Source organism: Paenibacillus sp. R14(2021), assembly GCF_019431355.1.
In the GTDB taxonomy this organism is placed as follows: domain Bacteria; phylum Bacillota; class Bacilli; order Paenibacillales; family Paenibacillaceae; genus Paenibacillus_Z.
The window spans coordinates 2,946,784-2,967,500 of the sequence record NZ_CP080269.1; the positions used below are offsets into that span (position 1 = coordinate 2,946,784).

Consider the following 20,717-nt stretch of genomic DNA (forward strand, 5'->3'; position numbering starts at 1 on the left):
TTCTCCTCAGAACTGCAAGGCATTACGGTTCAGCATGACCTGGCGTCAGCGCGCTGCCCACAGGAAACCGCGGCGCATCAGTTCAAGCGTTTGCGGCATGGCCACAATGTTCGCTTGATGGCCAAGCGTATTGTAATACACGCGGCCGGCCCCCCAACTCTTCGTCCATACGACAGGCATCTTCACGTCGCCGAAGTTTGTCGTCGCGTGAACCTTGATCGCCGGATCGACATGCATGTAATACTGCTCGGATACGACCTCAAAATCGCCGATGCCCTTCGTCAGCGGATCGTTCTCATCCACCAGGTTGACGTCGTAGCGGACGCCGTCATTGCCCGGATGCGCAACCCATTGGCCGCCCACCATAAATTGAAACTCCGTCTCGTTGCGGAACGAATCGCCCATGCCGCCATGGCAGCCGGCGATCCCGCAGCCCGCGTTCACGGCGTCCAGAAGCGGACGAAGCTGCTCTTGCGTAATTTGGCCCATCGTCCAGACCGGAACGATCAAGTCAAGACCTGCCATCAGTTCCGCGTTCGCGAACGTATCCAGCGTATCGGATACTGTCACCTCGAACCCTTCCTCGCGCAGCAAGCCTGCGAAGATCTCGCCCACTTCCTTTGGCTGATGGCCATCCCATCCGCCCCATACGATCAGTGCCTTTTTCATATTCCGTACCATCCTCTGCTCTGATTTGCCCGCTCAATTCGTCTATCGCAGCTCCGAAATGGAAACCCAGCGGCGTTCTTCGATCGATTTATCTACGGCTTCCAATACGGCTTGGCACTCCACGCCGTCCACGAAATTCGGAATCGGCTGGCGATCCTCGGCGATCGCGTTCATGAATTCCACCATCTCGTGCGTGAACGTATGCTCGTAACCGATTGTATGCCCTGCCGGCCACCAGTTCTCGCTGTACGCATGCGCGGCATCTGTAGCCAGCACGCGGCGGAAGCCCTGCACGTCGGCGGCATCGTCCGAGAAGTATACTTCGAGCTCATTAACGCGCTCGAAATCGAACTTGATGCTGCCCTTGCTGCCGTTGATCTCGAACGAATTCGTGCAGCGGTGGCCAGGCGCGAAGCGAGTCGCTTCGATGCTGCCAAGCGCACCGTTAGCGAAACGCGCCAGAAACAGCGTTGCGTCATCGACAGTAACCGAACCCTTAGGCGCATCTTTGTCGCCCTTTGCGCTCAATCCTGTCATCGCCGTCGGCAGCGGACGTTCTTTCACGAACGTTTCGCTCATGCCGATCACCTCGTTGAACTCGCCGACCAGGAAACGAGCCATGTCGATGACATGCGCGCCCAAATCGCCATGGGAGCCGGAGCCGGCGATCTCCTTCTGCAGTCGCCATACGAGCGGGAAGCTAGGATCCACAATCCAGTCCTGCAGAAAGAATCCGCGGAAATGATAAATTTGGCCGATGCGGCCCTCCTCGATCAGCTTCTTCGCCAGCTGTACGGCCGGTGCAAATCGGTAGTTGAAACCAACCATATGCTTCACGCCGGCTTTCTCGGCTTCATTCAGCATCTCGACGGAATCTGCAAGATTCAGCGCCAGCGGCTTCTCGCAGAAAATGTGCTTGCCTGCTTTCGCCGCGGCAATGGCAATCTCCTTATGAGCGTCGCTAGGCGCATTGATATCGACGACATCGATATCCTCGCGCTCGACCAGCTTCCGCCAATCCGTCTCGGCGCTCTCCCAGCCGAACTGCGCGCGCGCCTGCTCCAAGCCGGCAGCGTCGCGGCCGCAGATGACCGACATTTGCGGCCGTTTGACGTTCGGGAAAAACATCGGCAGCGCGCGGTAGGCGTTGCTGTGCGCTTTCCCCATGAATTTATAACCGATCATGCCAATGCGAATATTGCTCATCGTTTTGTTCCACCTCTCATTGGAATAGGTTAAAAGTCAGGCAATCGTTAGGTTCTGTTCGTTCCTGCGGCTGCAGAGGAAGCGCGTTCGATCAGCTTGACCGGCAGCTTTGCGTCGAAGGACGCAGCGGACTCCGGATTCGGATCCTGCATCCTATCCAGCAATCTTGAAGCCGCCTCCGACCCGATTTCAAAGAACGGCACTCTGATTGAGGAAAGCGGCGGGTCCGTCATGCGTACGACATCGGAATCATCACAGCCGATGAGCGCCGCTTCCTCGCCGACTCGGATACCGAGCTCCTTCAACCCTTGCAGCAGACCGATCGCCATCCGGTCATTCGCCGCGATCACCGCATCGATTTGCCCGCTGCGAATCAGATCTGCAACCGCTTTCGCTTGTAAATAGCCGCTCTTGCGGCTGTAATTGCCGAGGAGCACCCGTTCGCTCAAGAACGGAAGGCCTGCCTCCTCAAGCGCATCCCGATATCCTTGAAGCCGATCTAAGCTGTTAGAGTAGACGGAAGGTCCATTCAAGAAACAAATTTGCTTGCAGCCCTGATGAAGCAGATGCTTGACCGCATCATAGCTGCCCTTTCGCTGATCGGCGTCCACCGTGTTGTAGGCTTCACCGTCAAACCGCTGATTGACCAGGCAGAAGGGGTGATGGCCGGCTTTCAGCTCAGCCAGCGCTGCGCGTTCGGGCGGCACGTCTTGCGCACCCAGAATGATACAGCCGTCCACCTTCTGCGTCCGAAACAGGTTGGCATAGTCTCGCGGCTCGTCGGGTTCGCGGAAGAGCAGCAACAGATCATAGCCGCGCTGTTTGGCCGTCATGCCAATCCCGCTGAGCACTTCTGAGAAATAGTACGTCGAGAACAGGTTGACCTTTGGCAGCATAGGCAGAATGACGCCAAGATTGCCGCTTTTACGCAGCGCAAACCGCTGTGCAAGCGAACTCGGCACATAATTCAGCTGCTCCGCCGCTTCAATGACGCGCCTCGCCGTTTCTTCCTTCACCGAGCCGACGCCGCTCAACACGCGCGATACCGTCGCCTCGGACACGCCGGCAAGCTCAGCGACTTTTTTACGGATAAGTCCTTCCTCCCGTTCAGCATAACTCTCATAATGTACACGCGTACATTTTCGCATGAAGCTCTCTGAATGTCAACGTGAATTGTGTGCAGCCGCATTCGACAAGGCAAGGCGCAGGATGCCGCTTTTACCGTCTCTGTCACACTTAGCATGTTAGCTTTGCGCAGACTGACGCTTAGATGCAAAAAGACCCCGAATCCGCAATGGCTTGCAGACTCGAGGTCTTCCTATCCGTCATACTTCTACTCGATTACGGCGCCATCTCCAAAAACTTGGAGGTTGGGTTCTTATCCATCGCCGTGCGCATCGCGTATTCGTTCTCGAACAGCGCAACGTAATTGTCTTTCTTGTCTTTCACGAGCGTGGAATTAATCCGATACTTGGAAGGATCGATTTTATCGTCGACGATCCAGCGGGCAAACTGGAACTGCATTCGGTGAAGCATAATGTCTACGCCATACTCAGAGCGCATCCGATGCTCGAACACCTCGAATTGCAATTGGCCGACGACGCCCAGAATGGTCTCGTCGAAGTTGCCTGTGGAATGGAACACTTGAATTGTCCCTTCCTCCGTCAACTGGTCAATACCCTTCTGATACTGCTTATGCTTGAGCGCATTCTTAACCGTCACCTTCGCGAACAGCTCCGGCGAGAATGTCGGCAGCTCATCGAACACGATCTCGCTTCCCTGCGATAGCGAATCTCCGATTCGGAATATGCCGGGATCGAATAAACCGATAATATCGCCTGGATACGCATTCTCCACGATATCCCGGTCCTGCGCAAGAAACTGCTGCGGCTGCGACAGCTTGATGTCTTTGCCGTTGCGTACATGACGCACGCTCATGCCGCGCTCGAACCGGCCGGAGCAGATCCGCAGGAAGGCAATCCGGTCACGGTGAGCCGGATTCATATTCGCTTGAATTTTGAACACGTAGCCGGAGAACTTCTCGTTCAGCGGATCGACCGGACCGCTTGTGCTTTGGCGCGGCGTCGGCGCCGGAGCAAGCTGCAGGAAATTCTCGAGGAAGGTCTGCACGCCGAAGTTGTTCACGGCACTTCCGAAGAAGAGCGGCGTCAACTCGCCGGCACGTACCTTCTCATAGTCGAACGGATCGCCCGCGACATCGAGGAGCTCCAGATCCGCAATTAATTGATCGGTCAAATAATCGCCCGCCATCTCGCGAATATGCGGGTCGTTATAATCGGCGACCTTCTGTACTTCAATCGTAGAGTGATCGTTCCCTTGAAACAGCTCCACTTGGTTCTTCATCCGATCGTATACGCCGCACAGCTCGCGGCCCATGCCGATCGGCCAGTTCATCGGAACGGCGCGGATGCCGAGCACCCGCTCCAGCTCCTCCATCAGCTCGAACGGGCTTTGCCCTTCGCGGTCGAGCTTATTAATGAACGTGAAGATGGGAATGCCGCGTTTGCTGCACACCTGGAACAGCTTAATCGTCTGTGCCTCGACGCCCTTCGCGACGTCGATCAGCATAACAGCGCTGTCCGCTGCAGTCAGCGTCCGGTAAGTATCTTCACTGAAGTCCTGGTGACCCGGCGTATCCAGAATGTTGACGCGGTGGCCGCTGTAATCGAACTGCATGACCGAGGAAGTAACGGAGATCCCCCGCTGCTTCTCGATTTCCATCCAGTCGCTTGTTGCGTGGCGGCTTGCTTTACGCGCCTTAACCGAGCCCGCTTCGCGGATCGCGCCCCCGAATAGAAGCAGCTTCTCGGTCAGTGTCGTTTTTCCCGCATCCGGGTGAGAAATAATAGCGAATGTTCGCCTTTTCTCGACTTGCTGTTTAATTTCGTCCGTAATTGTTTTACTCATGATTATTCCCTTCGTCCTTTTACATGCCGCCGATCAGGAATGCGCGGGCAGGAGCCGCGTCGATTCCGGTGAGTTTAAGCGGCGCAATGACCATAAAATAAGTGCCAGGAGCAACGTCCTTCAAACGCAGCCCCTCCACAATAATAACATTATTGCGGAATAACGAGCGATGTGTGGCATAATCCGGCTGCGCGCGTTCAATGCCAAGCGCATCCGTGCCTAAGCCGCGAATGCCGAGCTCGACCAAGTAGCGTGCGCCGTCTTCGCGCAAGTACACAAATTGAAAATCAAATGACGCCGACAACGAATTGCGCGTTTTGAACAACACCCAGTCATTGCGCTGCAACCCGAGCACTTCCAAATCCGCCCGGGTGATCGCTTCCTCGCAATGCATCAGGTCCACGACGCGCGCATAGCCGACAAGCTGCTCCAGACCGATGGTATCGATCGTTTCGCCATCCTCCAGCATATGCAAAGGCGCATCGACATGCGTGCCGCAGTGAACGTCCATATCCAGGCGGTGACCCCCTGCTCAGCGTCAGCAAGTATACAGGGGCTGCCTGCTACTTCGGCCCGCCGGAAATCCAGATGACATTATCTTCGACTTGGCCGTTGACCGGCCACCAGTGAAATCCGTCCTCGGCCAGCAGGCCGTCCGTACGCTCCGGTCCCCACGAACCCGCCGGATAGAACTGCAGGCTGGCGTTGCCTTCCCGCCATACAGCAGCAATCCTGTCCACGAAAGACCAAGCCTGTGCGACCTCGTCCCAACGCGTGAAGTACGTCGATTCGCCGCGGCCGGCGTCATGAAGCAGCCGCTCGTAAGCCTCAGGCGTATTGATGCCTACCATGCAGCTTTGGCAGAACTCCATCGACACCGGCACGACATTCTCAGCGCCGGGCTTTTTGGCATTGATTTTAATATAAATGCCTTCCATCGGGTTCACGCGGATGACAAGCAGGTTCGGCTCCAGCTCGTGACGGTTCGCGAACAAAATATTGTTCGGCACGTTCTTGAACTCGATAACGATTTCGGTCGTTTTGACCGGAAGGCGTTTGCCTGTGCGAATGTAGAACGGAACGCCCGCCCACCGGAAATTGTCCAGATATACGCGGGCTGCGAAATACGTTTCCGTCGACGACTCCGGATTGACGGAATCCTCCTGCCGATAGCCGCTCAGCGGCTTGCCGTTCACCGCGCCTTCGCTGTATTGTCCGCGAATAACGTGCTGATTGACTTCTGCAGCAGTCTCGTACGGACGAAGCGAGCGAAGCGCTTTGACCTTCTCGTCCCGGATGTCTTCCGGATGCAGTCTGCTCGGCGGTTCCATGGCAATCATGGCGAGCATCTGCATCATATGGTTCTGAACCATATCGCGCAGTGCGCCGGACTTGTCGTAATAGCCGCCGCGCTCCTCGACCCCGACGGTCTCGGAAAGCGTTATTTGCACATTCGCGATATGCTTGTTGTTCCATAACGGTTCGAAGAACGCATTGGAGAAACGGAGCACTTCGATATTTTGCACCATTTCCTTGCCCAGGTAATGGTCGATCCGGTAGATCTCTTCTTCCTTGAACACCTGGCTGAGCTGCGTATTCAGCTTGCGCGCAGATTCCAGGTCGTAGCCGAACGGCTTCTCGATTACGAGCCGGTTCCAGCCCGGCGATTCCAGCATGCCGCCGTCGCGCAGGTTGAACGAGACCGGCCCGAACAGCTCAGGCGCAAGCGCCAAGTAAAACAAGCGGTTGCCCGGAATATCGAACTTCTTATCCAGTTCTACGGTGAGCCGGGAAAGCTCACGGAAGCCATCGACATTCTTGATGTCGAGCGGCATGTATACAAAGTGCTCCGCAAACCGATTCCACAGCGCTTCATCGTCGGCCTTGTACCGGCAGAACTCGCCGATGGATTCATGCACATCCGCTCGGAACTGTTCATTGGTCCGCGGTCTGCGCGCAAGTCCGATGACAGCGAAATCCTCGGCCAGTTTGCCTTCCTTATATAAGCTGAAAAGCGCAGGAAACAGCTTTCTGCGCGCCAAATCGCCAGTCGCCCCGAACAAAAAGTATACCGCACCCTCTGCGGCAATCGCATCATGTTTGCTCACTTAGGTTATACCTCATTCTCTACGTATTTTCACCCAACGATTGTATGTATCTTGTATTGTAGTTTAGCATATCAAGTCGCCGGATGCCATTCATCAGGGGAGAAATAAACGACTTCCCCGTTAATCTTTCACTTATCTTGCACTGTATAATCGCCCGTTATTAGCGGTACCCCAAAGATCAGTTCTTCCGCTTGATTTTTGCTGGCATGAGAGACGGCGATTTGTAGATTTACGGACGAAGAGCCGCTCTGGACCTCGAGCTCCAAATCTGGGGTATAGTAGGTCAGGCTGCTTGTGTGGCCGTCATCGTAGGACTCCATCTCCCTCGCGGAAGCCAGCCTCACGATTCTTGAAGCAGCATCTGCGCTGGCTGAGGTACCTTTGACACTAAAGCCCCCTTGCAGCTGAATCCGCGCGGCATTCCGTGCTGCCTCAATGCTTCCCAATGACGCGCGGATCGACGACTGCTCCGCCGGTTGAACGGCGTCGAAGAGCAGCACCAGCTCGTAATCGGATGTAGACGTACCGTCCGCTGCCTGCTGAGGATGCAGCCAAAGTGTCATTTTATGCGCTGGATTAGCAGCCATGATATCGACGGGCTTGCTGCCCGCATTGCTGCTTAGCGTAAAACCCAGCCTCTCCGCGAACAGCTTCGCGGCCTTCAAGCTTGTCGTGCCATCCCAGCGAAAAGACCAGCGCGCCTCCTCCGAACCTCCCTTAAACGCCGATTGCCCCCACGACCATACCGTGTCAAAATCATGCCGCAGCGGCTCGTCTCCGGACTGACGGGTGCGATTATCCCTGTGCTGCAGCGTCCATATGACAGCAGCAGTCAGCACAAGCAGGGCGGCAATGAGGCTGAATACCGGGCCGCGCGAACGCTTCATTTTGCGAATCGGAACCAGAGGGGCCATTTGACGTGTCATGCACGATCACTCCTTCGCTTCGGCTTATTCTCCGCGATTAGTGGGTAAACATCCATACGCATCCGCCTCTGGGTGAATACACTGTCACAGATTAACCAGGGGAGGTGTCAATCACAGATGGAACAAATTTATCCGCTGCATGAAGATACGATAAAACGCTACTGCGGCATGGCCGTATGTGTTGTCACGACAGAGGGACAACGCCACGTCGGCATATTAAGCCGGTGCCACGGCGGCCGCCTCATGTTGAACGAGCGCCCCAATGCCCATGCTCAGCAAGCGACAATTGGTGATCAGCTGGGCAAAGTGACGAACCTGAAAAGCAAGAAGCAGAAGAAGGGAAAATCAGCAGCCGATAGCAAATCCAAGGATTCCGCTGCTCAGACTCAAGCCTATTATCCGTACGATCCTTATTACGGTGATCCCTACGGTGGTTATGGCTACGGATACGGCTATGGTTACCCCTACTACGGCGAGGCGCTTGCCTTCGATCTGGCTTCTATCGCATTCTTGTTTCTGCTTCTGTAGCAGGCCAATGCATCGAACGCCCGAGCCTTGCGCCATGCGGGGTGAGGGCTTTTGTATGCGCGGGGCTTGTCCTGAGGCGAATCGATGAGGAATGCCGATAAATCATCGACAAGGTGGAAAAATTTATGTAGCATAAGAATAGCATATTCTAATGACCGGAGGCGATGATTGTGGTGCTGCCTTATTCCGTGCCTGCTATTTTCGGAACGGTTCGCCGCTCAGATGAGACAATTTTTCCTGTAGAACGCTATGCGATGTACCCCTACATGCATGATGGGAAATATCCGTTCTGGCGCAGAAGCGCCAAGAAGCCTGCGGTGCGCGGAGCCAAGCTTGCCGGAGTCGTCGCCAGCTTCCAACTGCCCAAGGGAGCTGAGGAAGCACTGAAGTCGGCCGCGTTCAGCTCGGCCGCGTGGCTTTCGGAGGGCAAAGCGCTCATCGGCACGTTGAACCAGTTTGCCCGGAGAGACAAATCCGTGTTTCAACAGCGGGTCATCGATGTGGATGAGCGCGGCGCCCTGTCCGGCCAAGCTCAGGCAGGCGCTGAACGGCGGCCGTATACGGTGGCGGTTACCTCTGCCGCAATGGCGCAGCGCAATCTGGGCTATGAGCTGACCCCGCAGGCACCTTCCGTGATCCCCTGGGGCGCGCATCGGTTTCTGCTGCGGATGGGCTGGGATTCCACGCTCCTGGCGGTCGATATTCGCAGAGGCGATACCAATGCCATTGCGCTGGGCAAAATCCGCGATGTCGTGAATAACGCGGGAAAAGGGATAATGGCTTCGCTGCTGGAGGATGCCGTGAACGGCGTCATTCGATTTGAAGCCGTCTCTGAACAAGCGAGCGCTGCAGCGGCGTTTGCGCTGACAGATGTGGGGAGCAGCAGCTGCATCGCTGCAAGCGGCGCCGGCCGGATCGTGCATGCTGCGTCGGATGCCGTCTACGCCATTGACGGCGGAGCGGATATCGTATCCACCTCCAACCTTATCGTGCTCCAAGACGGGCTCGTCACACTTGAGATCGCCGCTCCTTTATCAGACCCGGCTTCCGTAACGGTAACCGTAGGCAATGATATCCCTGCCATCGCCTCGCAGCTTGAACGGATTCTTGGACATGTCAACGAGCTTCATCGCATTTACGGCAGTGCTTCCGGTTACCTGAATCCTATGCTGGAGCAGCGAATCCATGATGCCATGCACAATGCCAGCATCGAGGCCATCGGCATCTATCGTGACCACGACGAAGCATGGACACTTGAAGAGGAGACGTTTCAGGCTGCTATGGAGACGCAGCCCGATGAAGTCAAACGGCTGCTGACAGGCCGGAACGGACTGTCAGGGAGGCTGGAAAGCGCACTGAAACGATTTACAAGCCTGCCTACGGAAGCGCTGATCAGCTCGAGAGCACGCGGCTTTCAATCGTTCACGCTGTACCGTGCCTCCTCCAAAGCCTATCTCCAGCTGCCCTTGAACGGACTTTACGTAAATTCGTTTATGTAGGAGCCGTACTCGCGATCAATCAAATAAACCCGCTTCCTCTGCAACGGCTTTGTCGGCATGCTGCAAGGCTGCGGGTTTTGAACGTTTAGAGCACGATCACATCGACGACGGTCCCCTCCGATGGACCTTCCGCGCCGGCTTTAATGCGTATCAGACCCTCTGCTTCCGGTATCGAAGCCATCATGCTGGACTTGCCGAACGCCAGCGGGTCCGCGAAGAGAACTCCCGCCTCCGTATACAGCCGGGTACGCACGAATCGTTCATGCGGACTGCCTTTATCGAAGGTGCAAGCGAGCTTAGCGGTGACCTGCTTCGGCATGGCTTCAGCCGGCGAAGCACCCTGCAGCCGTAGAAGCGCGGGCCGGGCGAAGAGCTCGAAGCCAACAAAGCAAGCGCCTGGATTGCCCGACAGCGCGATCAGCAGCTTGCCCGATACGACTGCCGCCGAGGTCGGCGACCCGGGACGCATAGCGGCCTTGTTAAATAGCAGCCTGCTGTCCGCCGGCAGCGCCGCGGACGTCGAGAGCTCTATCTCTCCCCGCGGCTGCGGGGCAGCTTCAACCGGTGCCGCGGCAGGCACGCCGTCGATGCGTTGCAGCAGGCTCGCGATCACGTCGTAATCGCCGACCGACACGCCGCCGGTCGTCACGAGCAGATCGCTTTGCGCCAGCGCGTCGCTGATGGCCCGTGCCGCTGCTGCCGGCTCATCGGGCACGCGGCCGCACAGCACCGGCACGCCGCCGTACTGCTCGATGAGCGCGGCGACCATCGCGCTGTTGCTGTCGCGTATGCGGCCCGGCTCAAGCGGCGCCTCGACCGGCAGCAGCTCCGCCCCGGTCGCAAGCACCGCGATGCGCGGCCGCGCATATACAGGCACATGGGCATAGCCGAATGTGCCTAGCAATGCCGCGTGGCCCGGCCGCAGCCGCACGCCGGGCTCCGCCAGCACGCTGCCGCAGCGAAACTCCTCGCCCTGCGGTGCGATGTTCTGCCCGGGCTCGGCGGTGCGCTTCACCTGTACCGCGGGCTGCCCGTCAAGCCGGGCGTCCGCCGTCTGCTCCAGCATGACGACGGCGTCCGCCCCCCAGGGCACGGCGCCGCCCGTCATGATGCGGACGGCAGTGCCCGGAGCTACGGCCGCCGAGGCAAGCTCGCCGGCGGCGACCGTGTCAATGACGCGCAGCACCGCCGGCGAGCCCGGCGATGCCAGCGCGGTATCCGCGCTGCGGACGGCGAATCCGTCCAGTCCGGCCCGCGCGAAAGGCGGCCAGTCCGTCGTCGCGGCAATCGACTCTGCCAACCGCCTGCCTCCGGCCTCCCGGAGCGGCACCGACTCCATCCGCCCAGGCTTCGCTGCTTCGATTATGAGACGAATCGCATCGTCTACTTTGATAGCCTGCCTGCGAAACCGTGCCTCCCCTTGCAGCTGCCCCACGTTCATGCTTCCTCCGATCCCATCTCACGTTATCGTTCCATTGTACCAGAAACCGGCAATGCCGCGATACCTTCATATGGTATACTAAGCGCATGTCCAGCGGACACGAAACCTCCCAATTCTACTGAAGGAGTACATTTGCCATGCTATCTCATCTACCGGGCCATCAGCCTTCCTCTGACGTGCATCGCCGCAGAAGCCCGTTCGTGCTTCAAATCGTCGGCTACAAGAACAGCGGCAAAACAACCCTGCTCACGAAGCTGACAAAGCACCTGAAGCAAAACGGCTATACAGTCGGTACAATTAAACATGACGCCCATGATTTCGCTATGGATACCCCGGGTACGGATACATGGAAGCACCAAGAGGCCGGAGCCAATATCACCGCAATCTCCTCCGCCTATCGAAGCGCTCTGATCAGCCAAGGTGCAGCCGAGCTCTCCGAGCTGCTTGCGTACATGCTGCATATCGATGTTGTACTTGTCGAAGGCTTTAAGCAGGAAGCTTACCCCAAAATCATCCTCATCCGGTCGCCCGAAGACGCTGCGCTTCTTGCGCTCAGCAATCCGCTACTGGCCGTTCGTTGGCCCGGCGCACTCCTTGTAGATACGGAACCGCGCACAGGAATACGCTTCTTCGATATCGAACAAGATGAAGCCATTGCCAAAGAAATTCTAACCCTCATCCAAACCTCGATATGAAAAGGACCCGAAAAAAGATCACTTCTCGCCAAGTGTCCTTCTTTCGGGTCCCCTTCGGGCTAATGTATGAAGCAAAGCTCTTGTCTAATTCCAACCGCTTATGGCCATTACTTCAAAAGACTCGCTTTGCACCGGCTCTCTCTATCAGGCTACTCCGCCAGCCCGTGCTTATGCGCATAGATAGCAGCCTGCGTCCGGTCATCCACGCCGAGCTTGGCAAAAATATTCGTTACATGGAATTTAACCGTCTTAATGCCGATGAACAGCTCCTCGGCAATTTCCTGATTAGACAAGCCTTTGCCAACGCATTTGAGGACATCCATCTCCCGGTCCGTCAGCTGCTCATGCAGCGGCCGAACGGCTTCAGCCTTGGGCTGGCGGAAACGATTCATCATTTTTGCCGCCACTTGCGATTCTAGCACGGACTGCCCTCTTGCCGCTGCGCGTATCGCATCGGCAATTTCGTTTGCGCGGGACGTTTTGAGCAGGTAGCTAAACGCCCCCGCTTCAATAACCGGATACATTTTGCCGTCGTCGAGATAGCTGGTCAGCACGATCACTTTGCAATCCGGATACAATTCAAGCAGCCGCCGAGTCGTTTCCACCCCGTCCATGCCTTCCATGACCAGATCCATCAGCACCACATCGGGATGGTAAGCCTGCGCCAGACGAATTCCTTCCATGCCATTGCTGGCTTCTCCGACGACCTCGATGCCGTCTTCTGTATGGAGTACGGCCGCAAGGCCGATACGTACCATTTCATGGTCATCCACAAGCAGTACCTTAATCGGTTGTTCGATGCTTTCCATTCGTTCGATCGCTTCCATTCGGTGAAATTCCTCCTCCATCCTATACGGCCGAAGGCACTCGGATATCGATAACGACTCCGTTGCCCGGCGAAGTAATGAGCTTCATCGAGCCCCCGAGCACGTTGACCCGTTCCTCTATGGTGAGTAAGCCGTAGGACGTTTGTTTCTTCTCTTCCAAATTAAACCCGCTTCCGTTATCCTGGATGGTCAGCCGGACGTAAGGACCCGCATGCTGCAGATAGATATTGAGCTGATCCGCTTTGGAGTGGCGCAGCGCATTCGAGAACGCCTCTTGCGCAATTCGAAACAAATGATCCTCTGCTTCCGAATCCAGCTTGATCGTCGCATCCGCTTCCAGCGTGATCGCCATCGGTACCTTCTGTTTCAATTCTTCAATCAGGCTATGAAGCGCCTGACTCAAATTCTTGCCATCCAAATGCACCGGTCTCAAATGCAGCAGCAGCGCGCGCATTTCCGATTGCGCCACGGATGCCATCTCCTCAATGAGCTGTACCTGGCGCTTTGCGCGCTCCCAGTCTTTCTCCAGCGTACGGCTGACAGCCGTTGCCGTCATCGAAATCGCGAACAGCTGCTGACTGACAGCATCATGCAGCTCGCGGGCCAGACGTTCCCGCTCCTCGATCACAGCCGAGAAACGCACCTGCTCCGTCCATACGTCGTCCTCCTCGGACAACGCTTCCGTGTCCGCCCTGCTGCTTCCCTCTGCGGGCAATGTCACGCGTTGACGCTTACGCCGTTGTTGATCCGTCAGCCGCTTAAGTGCGGCACGGAGCTTCATCCCTTGTAAATAACTGTAAACGGCAGCGAGCACAAGCGCAACCGCAATGACCGTCAACCCGATCAGCGCCGCTTTGCTTTGCAGCGCAAACAGCTTAACATAGCCGGTTCCCTGCAGCACCAGTACGATTAATCCAAGAATGACGAATAACCACAGCACCGTTTCCGCAGCATTTCTTCTTTTCTCGGCCTGAATGGGCGGCGGTACCCCGTCATTGCGGTAAACTGGATATTGGCCCCGCTCTGCCACAACCGTCTCCGAACTGTCAGCTTGAGTTTCTAACGGCTCTTGCTTCGGCACGGACGAATGCTCGCTCACGGCCCTCCCCCTTCCTTATGTAAACGCGTAAAAACATGCCAGTGGCCGATGCCGCTTACTCGCATCGACCAAATGGGCATATTGTTCAGCTGTTGGAGTGGACTTATTCGCCTGATGGCGGGTTCAGCTTGCTTTTAAGTGCTTGCAGCTGCTCTTCGACTTTCAATTGCTTTGCCGTATCGACTGTGCTTACTGCGGAAGGAGCGTTATACGTTCCGAACGGTCCTCGAATGACATCCGCTTCTGCTTCCAGCTGCATGATCTTCTCTTCCATACGGCTGAAACCGCGTGAAGCGCTGCCGCTTTCGATGGAATGTACAGATGCTGCCTGTGCCATTTGTTTCTTGGCTTTGGCCATTTGCGCGCGGGCTGCGAGCTCATTGCGCTTGTTGCGGAGCTGGTAGTATTCATCCTTCATCCCATGCAGCTGGTTCATCAGCTCCTCGGCCTGAGTCTTTGCACTCGCATGCAGTTCGGCGTACTCCGCAGTCTTTTGATCGAAGAAGATTTTCTCCTCCAGCAGTTTGCGTGCAAGCTCTTCCTGACCAGCGCGAAGTGCAGTTTCGGCTTTTCCTTCGCGGTCAACGCCGCCTCTTTCCGCTTCGTCCAGGCGCTGTTTCATACGACGCTCATTGGCCATTTGCTTCGCGACCGTCAACTCCGCTGTGTGAATTTCTGCCTCCATATCGCGGAGATATTGATTCAGCATGACAACCGGATCTTCCATTTTGTCCAAGAGCTCATGTACGGAAGCTTTCGTCATATCCTTCATACGTTTGAAAATACTCATCGTTTAAAACTCTCCCTTCTCGTGTTTCGCTAGTTTGGCGCGAAGCTCTTCGATTTCTTTCTTCAATGCGCGTTTCTCCAAGTCTTCCATCATCGCATCAATGTTGGAGGCAGGTTGTGCCTGGGTCTGAGCGGGTGGATGCTGCCAATTGTTCATCGGTCCTGGATTTGTGGAATTCCCGTAGGAGCTTCCATGTCCGTGACCCGGACCGTTTCCACCGTTTCCGTATTGGCCACCTCCATAGGGACCGTTATTCCATCCGCCATTGAATCCACCTGCTCCGGGACCATAACCGCCGTATGGATCCTTCGGCACGACTAAACCTGCCAAGATATAAACGAGAATCAATGCTCCGCTTGTAAAGACAGTCACGACGATAAGAAGAATCCGCAGCAGCGTCGCATCGACGTTCAACATTTCGGCAAGTCCGCCGCATAAGCCGAACAGTTTTTTATCGCGGCGCGACCGATACAGTTTCTTCATTACGATTTCCATCCTTCCTGCTGCAGTTTACGTTTCAGCGACTCCATCTCCCGTTCGATAACGGATTGCATCGTTTGTCCTGCACTGGTCAGAAACTCTTGCCCCGCTTTGCGCAAATCGCGTAAGCTCCGTGCTTCCAGCTCTAGGTCGCTGATCCGGTCTTCCAGCTTGCGGAACATGCCGGAAGGCTGTTGGCCCGGTGAACTGTTATACACACCGCCATTGGCATATCGTTGGTTCAGCCGCTGCTGCAGACGAAGGGACTCCATTCGTGCCGCAAAATACTCCCGTTTATCGTAGACGCTTTGATATTCGCTGCGCAGCTCGCGCAGCTGTTCCTCTAGATCCTTCACGCTCACCGCGGCCTGCTCGTAGAGCTCATGGTATTGATTAGCGCGCTCTTCGCTGGCTGCCTTCTCCATCAGCGCGATGCGGGCGACATGTTCTTCGCCGGCTTTAAGGGCAATGATGGCTTGCTGCTCGCGTTTCTCCTTTAACTGCTCCGCCTGCAGCCACTGTACTTTGAGATGATTGCTGTGACCGAGACACTGTTGATACAGCTTCTCTGCTTGTATAATTTCTTCCCTTGTGGACCACAGAAACTGGTCGATCAGCTTCACTGGGTCTTCCGCTTTCTCCAATCGCTCGTTTAGCGTAGCGACTGTCATATCCCGCACTCTTCGCATAATGCTCATGATTTAAGCCTCCTCCGTTCCAGAACTTCAATGACGATCACTGTTGTATGTTAGACGCGGTTATGACGATTTTTGAAATAAGACACGCCCCAAACGATCAAGCCGATTGCCAGCAGAAGCGTGATAATACCAGCCAGTTTGCCGAGCAGCATAAGTCCGCCCACAACGATCAACACGGCTCCGATTATTTTGCTGTTGTTTTTTACGCCGACAACGCCGAGTCCGATCAGGATGAAGGGCATCAAGAAACCAATGATGCCTCCCAGATTAATGTGCAGGAATTTCAAGACCATAAGTCCTCCGACCAATACCAGTATCGCGCCAAGTGCATTTTTTCCGTTCATTGTTCAGTCACCGCCTTTCTATAAGTTACTGTTATTCGTTTCTTACGTTGCTTGCCTTGCCGTTGTTTCGTTTCTTGCTTATGTCCTTATTGTAGGTTGTTTTGCCATGATTCAAAACGGACCCGCGACGGTTTTTAGCCCTAGACCTCAGGCGGGGAGCTAGCAGACCCTAAGACCGAACACATGCATAAAAAGCATTTGCTGCACGACTCAAACGTCATTTGCACCTATTTAATTCAGGTTGTACCTGCTTGCTCCTTTATGAGCTACGACTGCAGTTCAGCCCTCTCAACACACATCTAGCCTCTACTTGCCTATACCTATCCGTGTTTCCTATCGTACCTTTCACTGCTCTTCGACACATCTCTAGTTGACAAAGTCTGCAGAACCACTGACCTGCAGACAAAATAAGCTTTAGTAATTTTTTAATTTCTCCGCCTATTTAGACGAAGAAATAAATTCATCCTCTTTTGAACGTGTTTTATTCGTTTAGAGCAGCATGAAAAGCCTCGATTAAACGTCGTTGCATTGTCGGCTCAACTGCTGTCAATTCCGCTTCTATTGCTTGTACACGTTCCATACTCAATGTTACTTGCGGTGTTGTTATCTAATGATGATTCAAAAATTCAAGCCTATTGGCGGTTGGCGGATGCGTATAATGCAATCTTGATCCTTTGAGGAGCCCTACGCGTTTTGATTCTTTCCTTCTCAAGGAGGGACAACGCACTCACCGTTGTTTTAACCGCTCTAAAGAAATTCCTCCATGCTGATTTAAAACAAATCGATGTAAGGCGAACTCAAATGCCTGGCGGCCATACCATTTGTATCGTTCAACCCAATGATAGCTTCCGTTCCGCTCAATGTTGCGCTCGAGTAGTCAGCCAAATACATCTCTTTTTGCGATTCATAGTAAACATATGTATATATAAATATGAAAGCACCTTCGGAATCATGGACAAAGTCATCATGAACACGGTTGCCAAATCATAAACTGCTTATTCTTCGGAACATCCGTGTCGCAGAGCGGACACGTTTCAACAATCTCATCTTGAATGGCTGCTGACTGATTCAACACCATCTACACCCCACCCTTTTACAAAATTGAAATATAAGACTAGAACGCAAAAACGCTGTATGTACATAATGTACATACAGCGCTGAAATTTTTAAATTGGTGCCGGCGAGAGGACTCGAACCTCCACGGTTTCCCTCACGATTTTGAGTCGCGCGCGTCTGCCATTCCGCCACGCCGGCATATTTAATGGCGTGCCCTAAGAGATTCGAACTCCTGACCTTTTGATTCGTAGTCAAATGCTCTATCCAGCTGAGCTAAGGGCACATGTTGTATAAATTTGTGGAGGCGCCACCCAGACTCGAACTGGGGGTAAAGCTTTTGCAGAGCTCTGCCTTACCACTTGGCTATGGCGCCAGATAAAAAATTGGAGCGGAAGACGGGAATCGAACCCGCGACCCTCGCCTTGGCAAGGCGATGCTCTACCGCTGAGCCACTTCCGCATAAAATGGCTGGGGATCTAGGATTCGAACCTAGGGAATGACGGAGTCAAAGTCCGTTGCCTTACCGCTTGGCTAATCCCCAACATAAAGCTTTTGGTTTAGTTAAAATGGGGCGACCGATGGGAATTGAACCCACGAATGCCGGATCCACAAACCGGTGCGTTAACCACTTCGCCACGATCGCCATACAACAATATTTAATTGGCAGGGGCAGCAGGAATTGAACCCACACTAACGGTTTTGGAGACCGCTGTTCTACCCTTAAACTATGCCCCTAGGTAAGAAAAGTGGTGGAGGATGATGGATTCGAACCACCGAACTCAGAGAGAGCAGATTTACAGTCTGCCGTGTTTAGCCACTTCACTAATCCTCCATGATGGTGCCGGCGAGAGGATTCGAACCCCCGACCTACTGATTACAAGTCAGTTGCTCTACCAACTGAGCTACACCGGCAAGTTATTCAATTATTGCTTGTCAAGAATGGTGGCTCGGGACGGAATCGAACCGCCGACACGAGGATTTTCAGTCCTCTGCTCTACCGACTGAGCTACCGAGCCGTACTTGGTTATAATGGCGGAGCCGACGGGATTCGAACCCGCGGTCTCCTGCGTGACAGGCAGGCATGTTAGGCCTCTACACCACGGCTCCACATTATAATTCTCGGTATACACCGAAGGTAATTGGTTGCGGGGGCAGGATTTGAACCTGCGGCCTTCGGGTTATGAGCCCGACGAGCTACCGAGCTGCTCCACCCCGCGTCATTGTAAATCATTATGGTGGAGGCTGACGGGATCGAACCGCCGACCCTCTGCTTGTAAGGCAGATGCTCTCCCAGCTGAGCTAAGCCTCCATGTTTGAGCAACAAGTAATACTATAACCTATTTCTTATGCTCAATGCAACTGTTTTCTTGAAGGAATTTCAGAGAAAATGGTGACCCGTAGGGGACTCGAACCCCTGTTACCTCCGTGAAAGGGAGGTGTCTTAACCACTTGACCAACGGGCCAGATCTGGCGGAGAGCGAGGGATTCGAACCCTCGAGACGCGGTTAGCGCCTACACGATTTCCAATCGTGCTCCTTCGACCACTCGGACAGCTCTCCAGAAATGGCTCCCCGAACAGGACTCGAACCTGTGACAACTCGATTAACAGTCGAGTGCTCTACCAACTGAGCTATCAGGGAACGGTAATACATTCGGGCAACTTTCACCCTGAAAACTGGATACGAACCTTTGCGAAGGTCATTACTTAGCTGAGCGAAGATGTTAGGGTTGGTTTCCGAAGTGAACCCCTTAACAGGGTTCAATAGGATAAGCCCTCGACCGATTAGTATTCGTCAGCTGCATGCATTGCTGCACTTCCACCTCGAACCTATCAACCTGGTCGTCTACCAGGGGTCTTACGAATTGGGAAATCTCATCTTGAGGGGGGCTTCACGCTTAGATGCTTTCAGCGCTTATCCCGTCCGCACTTGGCTACCCAGCGGTGCTCCTGGCGGAACAACTGGTACACCAGCGGTGCGTCCATCCCGGTCCTCTCGTACTAAGGACAGCTCCTCTCAAATTTCCTACGCCCACGACAGATAGGGACCGAACTGTCTCACGACGTTCTGAACCCAGCTCGCGTACCGCTTTAATGGGCGAACAGCCCAACCCTTGGGACCTACTTCAGCCCCAGGATGCGATGAGCCGACATCGAGGTGCCAAACCTCCCCGTCGATGTGGACTCTTGGGGGAGATAAGCCTGTTATCCCCAGGGTAGCTTTTATCCGTTGAGCGATGGCCCTTCCATTCGGTACCACCGGATCACTAAGCCCGACTTTCGTCCCTGCTCGACTTGTAGGTCTCGCAGTCAAGCTCCCTTATGCCTTTGCACGCTGCGAATGATTTCCAACCATTCTGAGGGAACCTTTGGGCGCCTCCGTTACATTTTAGGAGGCGACCGCCCCAGTCAAACTGCCCACCTGACACGGTCCCTGTACCGGATTACGGTACCAGGTTAGAACTCCGATACGATCAGGGTGGTATCCCAACGTTGCCTCCACCGAAGCTGGCGCTCCGGCTTCTTAGGCTCCCACCTATCCTGTACAGATCGTACCAAAGTCCAATATCAAGCTGCAGTAAAGCTCCATGGGGTCTTTCCGTCTTGTCGCGGGTAACCTGCATCTTCACAGGTATTAAAATTTCACCGGATCTCTCGTTGAGACAGCGCCCAAGTCGTTACGCCATTCGTGCGGGTCAGAATTTACCTGACAAGGAATTTCGCTACCTTAGGACCGTTATAGTTACGGCCGCCGTTTACTGGGGCTTCGGTTCATAGCTTCGCCTTGCGGCTAACCACTCCCCTTAACCTTCCAGCACCGGGCAGGCGTCAGCCCGTATACTTCGCCTTACGGCTTCGCACAGACCTGTGTTTTTGCTAAACAGTCGCTTGGGCCTTTTCACTGCGGCCCCCTCGGGCTATTCACCCTACCGAGGCACCCCTTCTCCCGAAGTTACGGGGTCATTTTGCCGAGTTCCTTAACGAGAGTTCTTCCGAGCGCCTTAGCATACTCTGCTCGACTACCTGTGTCGGTTTGCGGTACGGGCACCTTCACCTGGCTAGAGGCTTTTCTTGGCAGCCTGAACTCATGACCTTCGCTACTGCAATTTTCGCTCCCCATCACAGCCCAGCCTTATCGATGTGCGGATTTGCCTACACATCAGCCTCACTGCTTGGACGGGCATCCATCAGCCCGCGTCACTATCCTTCTGCGTCACCCCATTGCTCGTAACGGCTTACGGTGGTACAGGAATATCAACCTGTTGTCCTTCGACTACGCCTTTCGGCCTCGCCTTAGGTCCCGACTTACCCTGAGCGGACGAGCCTTCCTCAGGAAACCTTAGTCTTACGGCGGACAAGATTCTCACTTGTCTTTTCGTTACTCATACCGGCATTCTCACTTGAATGCGCTCCACCAGTCCTTA

The 20,717-nt window shown here is 54.8% G+C and carries 17 protein-coding genes, 16 tRNA genes and 1 rRNA gene (1 of these 34 running past the window's edge); 3 read left to right on the forward strand and 31 right to left on the reverse strand.

The window, feature by feature from the left end; all coding sequences use genetic code 11:
* Window positions 1-45: 45 nt before the first annotated feature.
* From KXU80_RS13695 to KXU80_RS13725, 7 genes are all read right to left on the reverse strand, one after another.
* Window positions 46-669, reverse strand: coding sequence for a ThuA domain-containing protein (locus KXU80_RS13695; RefSeq protein ID WP_219838748.1), 624 nt, complete (start codon window positions 667-669; stop codon window positions 46-48).
* A gap of 42 nt (window positions 670-711) precedes the next feature.
* On the reverse strand, window positions 712-1,875 hold the full coding sequence (locus tag KXU80_RS13700) for a Gfo/Idh/MocA family protein (RefSeq protein WP_219838749.1): 1,164 nt from the start codon (window positions 1,873-1,875) through the stop codon (window positions 712-714).
* Between the two features lie 47 nt (window positions 1,876-1,922).
* Entirely contained in the window at window positions 1,923-3,023 is a 1,101-nt protein-coding gene (locus tag KXU80_RS13705; protein ID WP_219838750.1) for a LacI family DNA-binding transcriptional regulator, read from the reverse strand.
* A gap of 193 nt (window positions 3,024-3,216) precedes the next feature.
* Complete coding sequence (locus tag KXU80_RS13710; protein WP_219838751.1) at window positions 3,217-4,803, reverse strand: peptide chain release factor 3; 1,587 nt, start codon at window positions 4,801-4,803, stop codon at window positions 3,217-3,219.
* A 19-nt stretch (window positions 4,804-4,822) separates the two neighbouring features.
* Window positions 4,823-5,314, reverse strand: a complete 492-nt coding sequence (locus tag KXU80_RS13715) for a cyclase family protein (protein ID WP_219838752.1) — start codon at window positions 5,312-5,314, stop codon at window positions 4,823-4,825.
* Between the two features lie 52 nt (window positions 5,315-5,366).
* Window positions 5,367-6,911, reverse strand: a complete 1,545-nt coding sequence (gene zwf, locus KXU80_RS13720) for a glucose-6-phosphate dehydrogenase (RefSeq protein WP_219838753.1) — start codon at window positions 6,909-6,911, stop codon at window positions 5,367-5,369.
* Window positions 6,912-7,039: 128 nt separating this feature from the next.
* Window positions 7,040-7,837, reverse strand: coding sequence for a YwmB family TATA-box binding protein (locus KXU80_RS13725; RefSeq protein ID WP_219838754.1), 798 nt, complete (start codon window positions 7,835-7,837; stop codon window positions 7,040-7,042).
* Window positions 7,838-7,954: 117 nt separating this feature from the next.
* Here KXU80_RS13725 and KXU80_RS13730 point away from each other — a divergent pair, with 117 nt between their 5' ends.
* Window positions 7,955-8,365, forward strand: coding sequence for a hypothetical protein (locus tag KXU80_RS13730; RefSeq protein ID WP_219838755.1), 411 nt, complete (start codon window positions 7,955-7,957; stop codon window positions 8,363-8,365).
* 170 nt (window positions 8,366-8,535) lie between these two features.
* Window positions 8,536-9,864, forward strand: coding sequence for a hypothetical protein (locus KXU80_RS13735; protein WP_219838756.1), 1,329 nt, complete (start codon window positions 8,536-8,538; stop codon window positions 9,862-9,864).
* A gap of 85 nt (window positions 9,865-9,949) precedes the next feature.
* Here the strand turns inward: KXU80_RS13735 and glp are convergent, their stop codons facing one another.
* Window positions 9,950-11,305: a molybdopterin molybdotransferase MoeA gene (glp, locus tag KXU80_RS28465; protein ID WP_219838757.1), complete on the reverse strand. Its 1,356-nt coding sequence runs from the start codon at window positions 11,303-11,305 to the stop codon at window positions 9,950-9,952.
* A 137-nt stretch (window positions 11,306-11,442) separates the two neighbouring features.
* Between glp and mobB the strand changes: the two genes are divergently transcribed.
* On the forward strand, window positions 11,443-12,000 hold the full coding sequence (gene mobB, locus KXU80_RS13745; RefSeq protein ID WP_219838758.1) for a molybdopterin-guanine dinucleotide biosynthesis protein B: 558 nt from the start codon (window positions 11,443-11,445) through the stop codon (window positions 11,998-12,000).
* Between the two features lie 149 nt (window positions 12,001-12,149).
* On the opposite strand, the gene KXU80_RS13750 is transcribed toward mobB, so the two are convergent.
* The 23 genes from KXU80_RS13750 to KXU80_RS13860 form a co-directional block, all read right to left on the reverse strand.
* Complete coding sequence (locus tag KXU80_RS13750) at window positions 12,150-12,827, reverse strand: response regulator (RefSeq protein WP_258171387.1); 678 nt, start codon at window positions 12,825-12,827, stop codon at window positions 12,150-12,152.
* A gap of 22 nt (window positions 12,828-12,849) precedes the next feature.
* Window positions 12,850-13,926, reverse strand: coding sequence for a sensor histidine kinase (locus tag KXU80_RS13755; RefSeq protein WP_258171388.1), 1,077 nt, complete (start codon window positions 13,924-13,926; stop codon window positions 12,850-12,852).
* Window positions 13,927-14,029: 103 nt separating this feature from the next.
* Window positions 14,030-14,716 (reverse strand): PspA/IM30 family protein, encoded by a 687-nt coding sequence (locus tag KXU80_RS13760; RefSeq protein ID WP_219838759.1) that lies wholly within the window; start codon window positions 14,714-14,716, stop codon window positions 14,030-14,032.
* Between the two features lie 3 nt (window positions 14,717-14,719).
* The gene (locus tag KXU80_RS13765; protein WP_219838760.1) at window positions 14,720-15,199 is read right to left on the reverse strand and encodes a PspC domain-containing protein; all 480 of its coding nucleotides are present in this window, start codon (window positions 15,197-15,199) and stop codon (window positions 14,720-14,722) included.
* Complete coding sequence (locus KXU80_RS13770; RefSeq protein WP_219838761.1) at window positions 15,199-15,894, reverse strand: PspA/IM30 family protein; 696 nt, start codon at window positions 15,892-15,894, stop codon at window positions 15,199-15,201. The genes KXU80_RS13765 and KXU80_RS13770 overlap by 1 nt, the downstream gene beginning before the upstream one ends.
* 50 nt (window positions 15,895-15,944) lie before the next feature.
* The gene (locus KXU80_RS13775; protein WP_219838762.1) at window positions 15,945-16,238 is read right to left on the reverse strand and encodes a LiaF transmembrane domain-containing protein; all 294 of its coding nucleotides are present in this window, start codon (window positions 16,236-16,238) and stop codon (window positions 15,945-15,947) included.
* Between the two features lie 1,172 nt (window positions 16,239-17,410).
* Window positions 17,411-17,492, reverse strand: a tRNA-Leu gene (locus tag KXU80_RS13780).
* An 8-nt stretch (window positions 17,493-17,500) separates the two neighbouring features.
* Window positions 17,501-17,577: transfer RNA gene (locus KXU80_RS13785), tRNA-Arg, on the reverse strand.
* A 16-nt stretch (window positions 17,578-17,593) separates the two neighbouring features.
* Window positions 17,594-17,667 (reverse strand) — tRNA-Cys (locus tag KXU80_RS13790).
* 11 nt (window positions 17,668-17,678) lie between these two features.
* Window positions 17,679-17,753 (reverse strand) — tRNA-Gly (locus tag KXU80_RS13795).
* 6 nt (window positions 17,754-17,759) lie between these two features.
* A tRNA-Gln gene (locus KXU80_RS13800) sits at window positions 17,760-17,835 on the reverse strand.
* 26 nt (window positions 17,836-17,861) lie between these two features.
* A tRNA-His gene (locus tag KXU80_RS13805) sits at window positions 17,862-17,937 on the reverse strand.
* An 18-nt stretch (window positions 17,938-17,955) separates the two neighbouring features.
* A tRNA-Trp gene (locus KXU80_RS13810) sits at window positions 17,956-18,029 on the reverse strand.
* Window positions 18,030-18,041: 12 nt separating this feature from the next.
* Window positions 18,042-18,126 (reverse strand) — tRNA-Tyr (locus KXU80_RS13815).
* A 4-nt stretch (window positions 18,127-18,130) separates the two neighbouring features.
* A tRNA-Thr gene (locus KXU80_RS13820) sits at window positions 18,131-18,206 on the reverse strand.
* A gap of 28 nt (window positions 18,207-18,234) precedes the next feature.
* Window positions 18,235-18,310: transfer RNA gene (locus KXU80_RS13825), tRNA-Phe, on the reverse strand.
* 14 nt (window positions 18,311-18,324) lie between these two features.
* Window positions 18,325-18,401 (reverse strand) — tRNA-Asp (locus KXU80_RS13830).
* A 33-nt stretch (window positions 18,402-18,434) separates the two neighbouring features.
* Window positions 18,435-18,511 (reverse strand) — tRNA-Met (locus tag KXU80_RS13835).
* 16 nt (window positions 18,512-18,527) lie between these two features.
* Window positions 18,528-18,603, reverse strand: a tRNA-Val gene (locus tag KXU80_RS13840).
* 79 nt (window positions 18,604-18,682) lie between these two features.
* A tRNA-Glu gene (locus KXU80_RS13845) sits at window positions 18,683-18,757 on the reverse strand.
* A gap of 5 nt (window positions 18,758-18,762) precedes the next feature.
* Window positions 18,763-18,853: transfer RNA gene (locus KXU80_RS13850), tRNA-Ser, on the reverse strand.
* Between the two features lie 5 nt (window positions 18,854-18,858).
* Window positions 18,859-18,934, reverse strand: a tRNA-Asn gene (locus KXU80_RS13855).
* A 123-nt stretch (window positions 18,935-19,057) separates the two neighbouring features.
* Window positions 19,058-20,717: ribosomal RNA gene (locus KXU80_RS13860) — 23S ribosomal RNA — on the reverse strand (it continues 1,268 nt past the right edge of the window).

Bases quoted from the DNA above. Each gene is read 5' to 3' on its own strand.
- KXU80_RS13695 (WP_219838748.1), bottom strand. From the start codon at position 669: ATGAAAAAGGCACTGATCGTATGGGGCGGATGGGATGGCCATCAGCCA.
- glp (WP_219838757.1), bottom strand. From the start codon at position 11,305: ATGAACGTGGGGCAGCTGCAAGGGGAGGCACGGTTTCGCAGGCAGGCT.
- KXU80_RS13715 (WP_219838752.1), bottom strand. From the start codon at position 5,314: ATGGACGTTCACTGCGGCACGCATGTCGATGCGCCTTTGCATATGCTG.
- KXU80_RS13775 (WP_219838762.1), bottom strand. From the start codon at position 16,238: ATGAACGGAAAAAATGCACTTGGCGCGATACTGGTATTGGTCGGAGGA.
- KXU80_RS13710 (WP_219838751.1), bottom strand. From the start codon at position 4,803: ATGAGTAAAACAATTACGGACGAAATTAAACAGCAAGTCGAGAAAAGG.
- KXU80_RS13700 (WP_219838749.1), bottom strand. From the start codon at position 1,875: ATGAGCAATATTCGCATTGGCATGATCGGTTATAAATTCATGGGGAAA.
- KXU80_RS13725 (WP_219838754.1), bottom strand. From the start codon at position 7,837: ATGACACGTCAAATGGCCCCTCTGGTTCCGATTCGCAAAATGAAGCGT.
- KXU80_RS13765 (WP_219838760.1), bottom strand. From the start codon at position 15,199: ATGAAGAAACTGTATCGGTCGCGCCGCGATAAAAAACTGTTCGGCTTA.
- KXU80_RS13750 (WP_258171387.1), bottom strand. From the start codon at position 12,827: ATGGAAGCGATCGAACGAATGGAAAGCATCGAACAACCGATTAAGGTA.
- KXU80_RS13730 (WP_219838755.1), top strand. From the start codon at position 7,955: ATGGAACAAATTTATCCGCTGCATGAAGATACGATAAAACGCTACTGC.
- KXU80_RS13705 (WP_219838750.1), bottom strand. From the start codon at position 3,023: ATGCGAAAATGTACGCGTGTACATTATGAGAGTTATGCTGAACGGGAG.
- mobB (WP_219838758.1), top strand. From the start codon at position 11,443: ATGCTATCTCATCTACCGGGCCATCAGCCTTCCTCTGACGTGCATCGC.
- KXU80_RS13770 (WP_219838761.1), bottom strand. From the start codon at position 15,894: ATGAGCATTATGCGAAGAGTGCGGGATATGACAGTCGCTACGCTAAAC.
- KXU80_RS13760 (WP_219838759.1), bottom strand. From the start codon at position 14,716: ATGAGTATTTTCAAACGTATGAAGGATATGACGAAAGCTTCCGTACAT.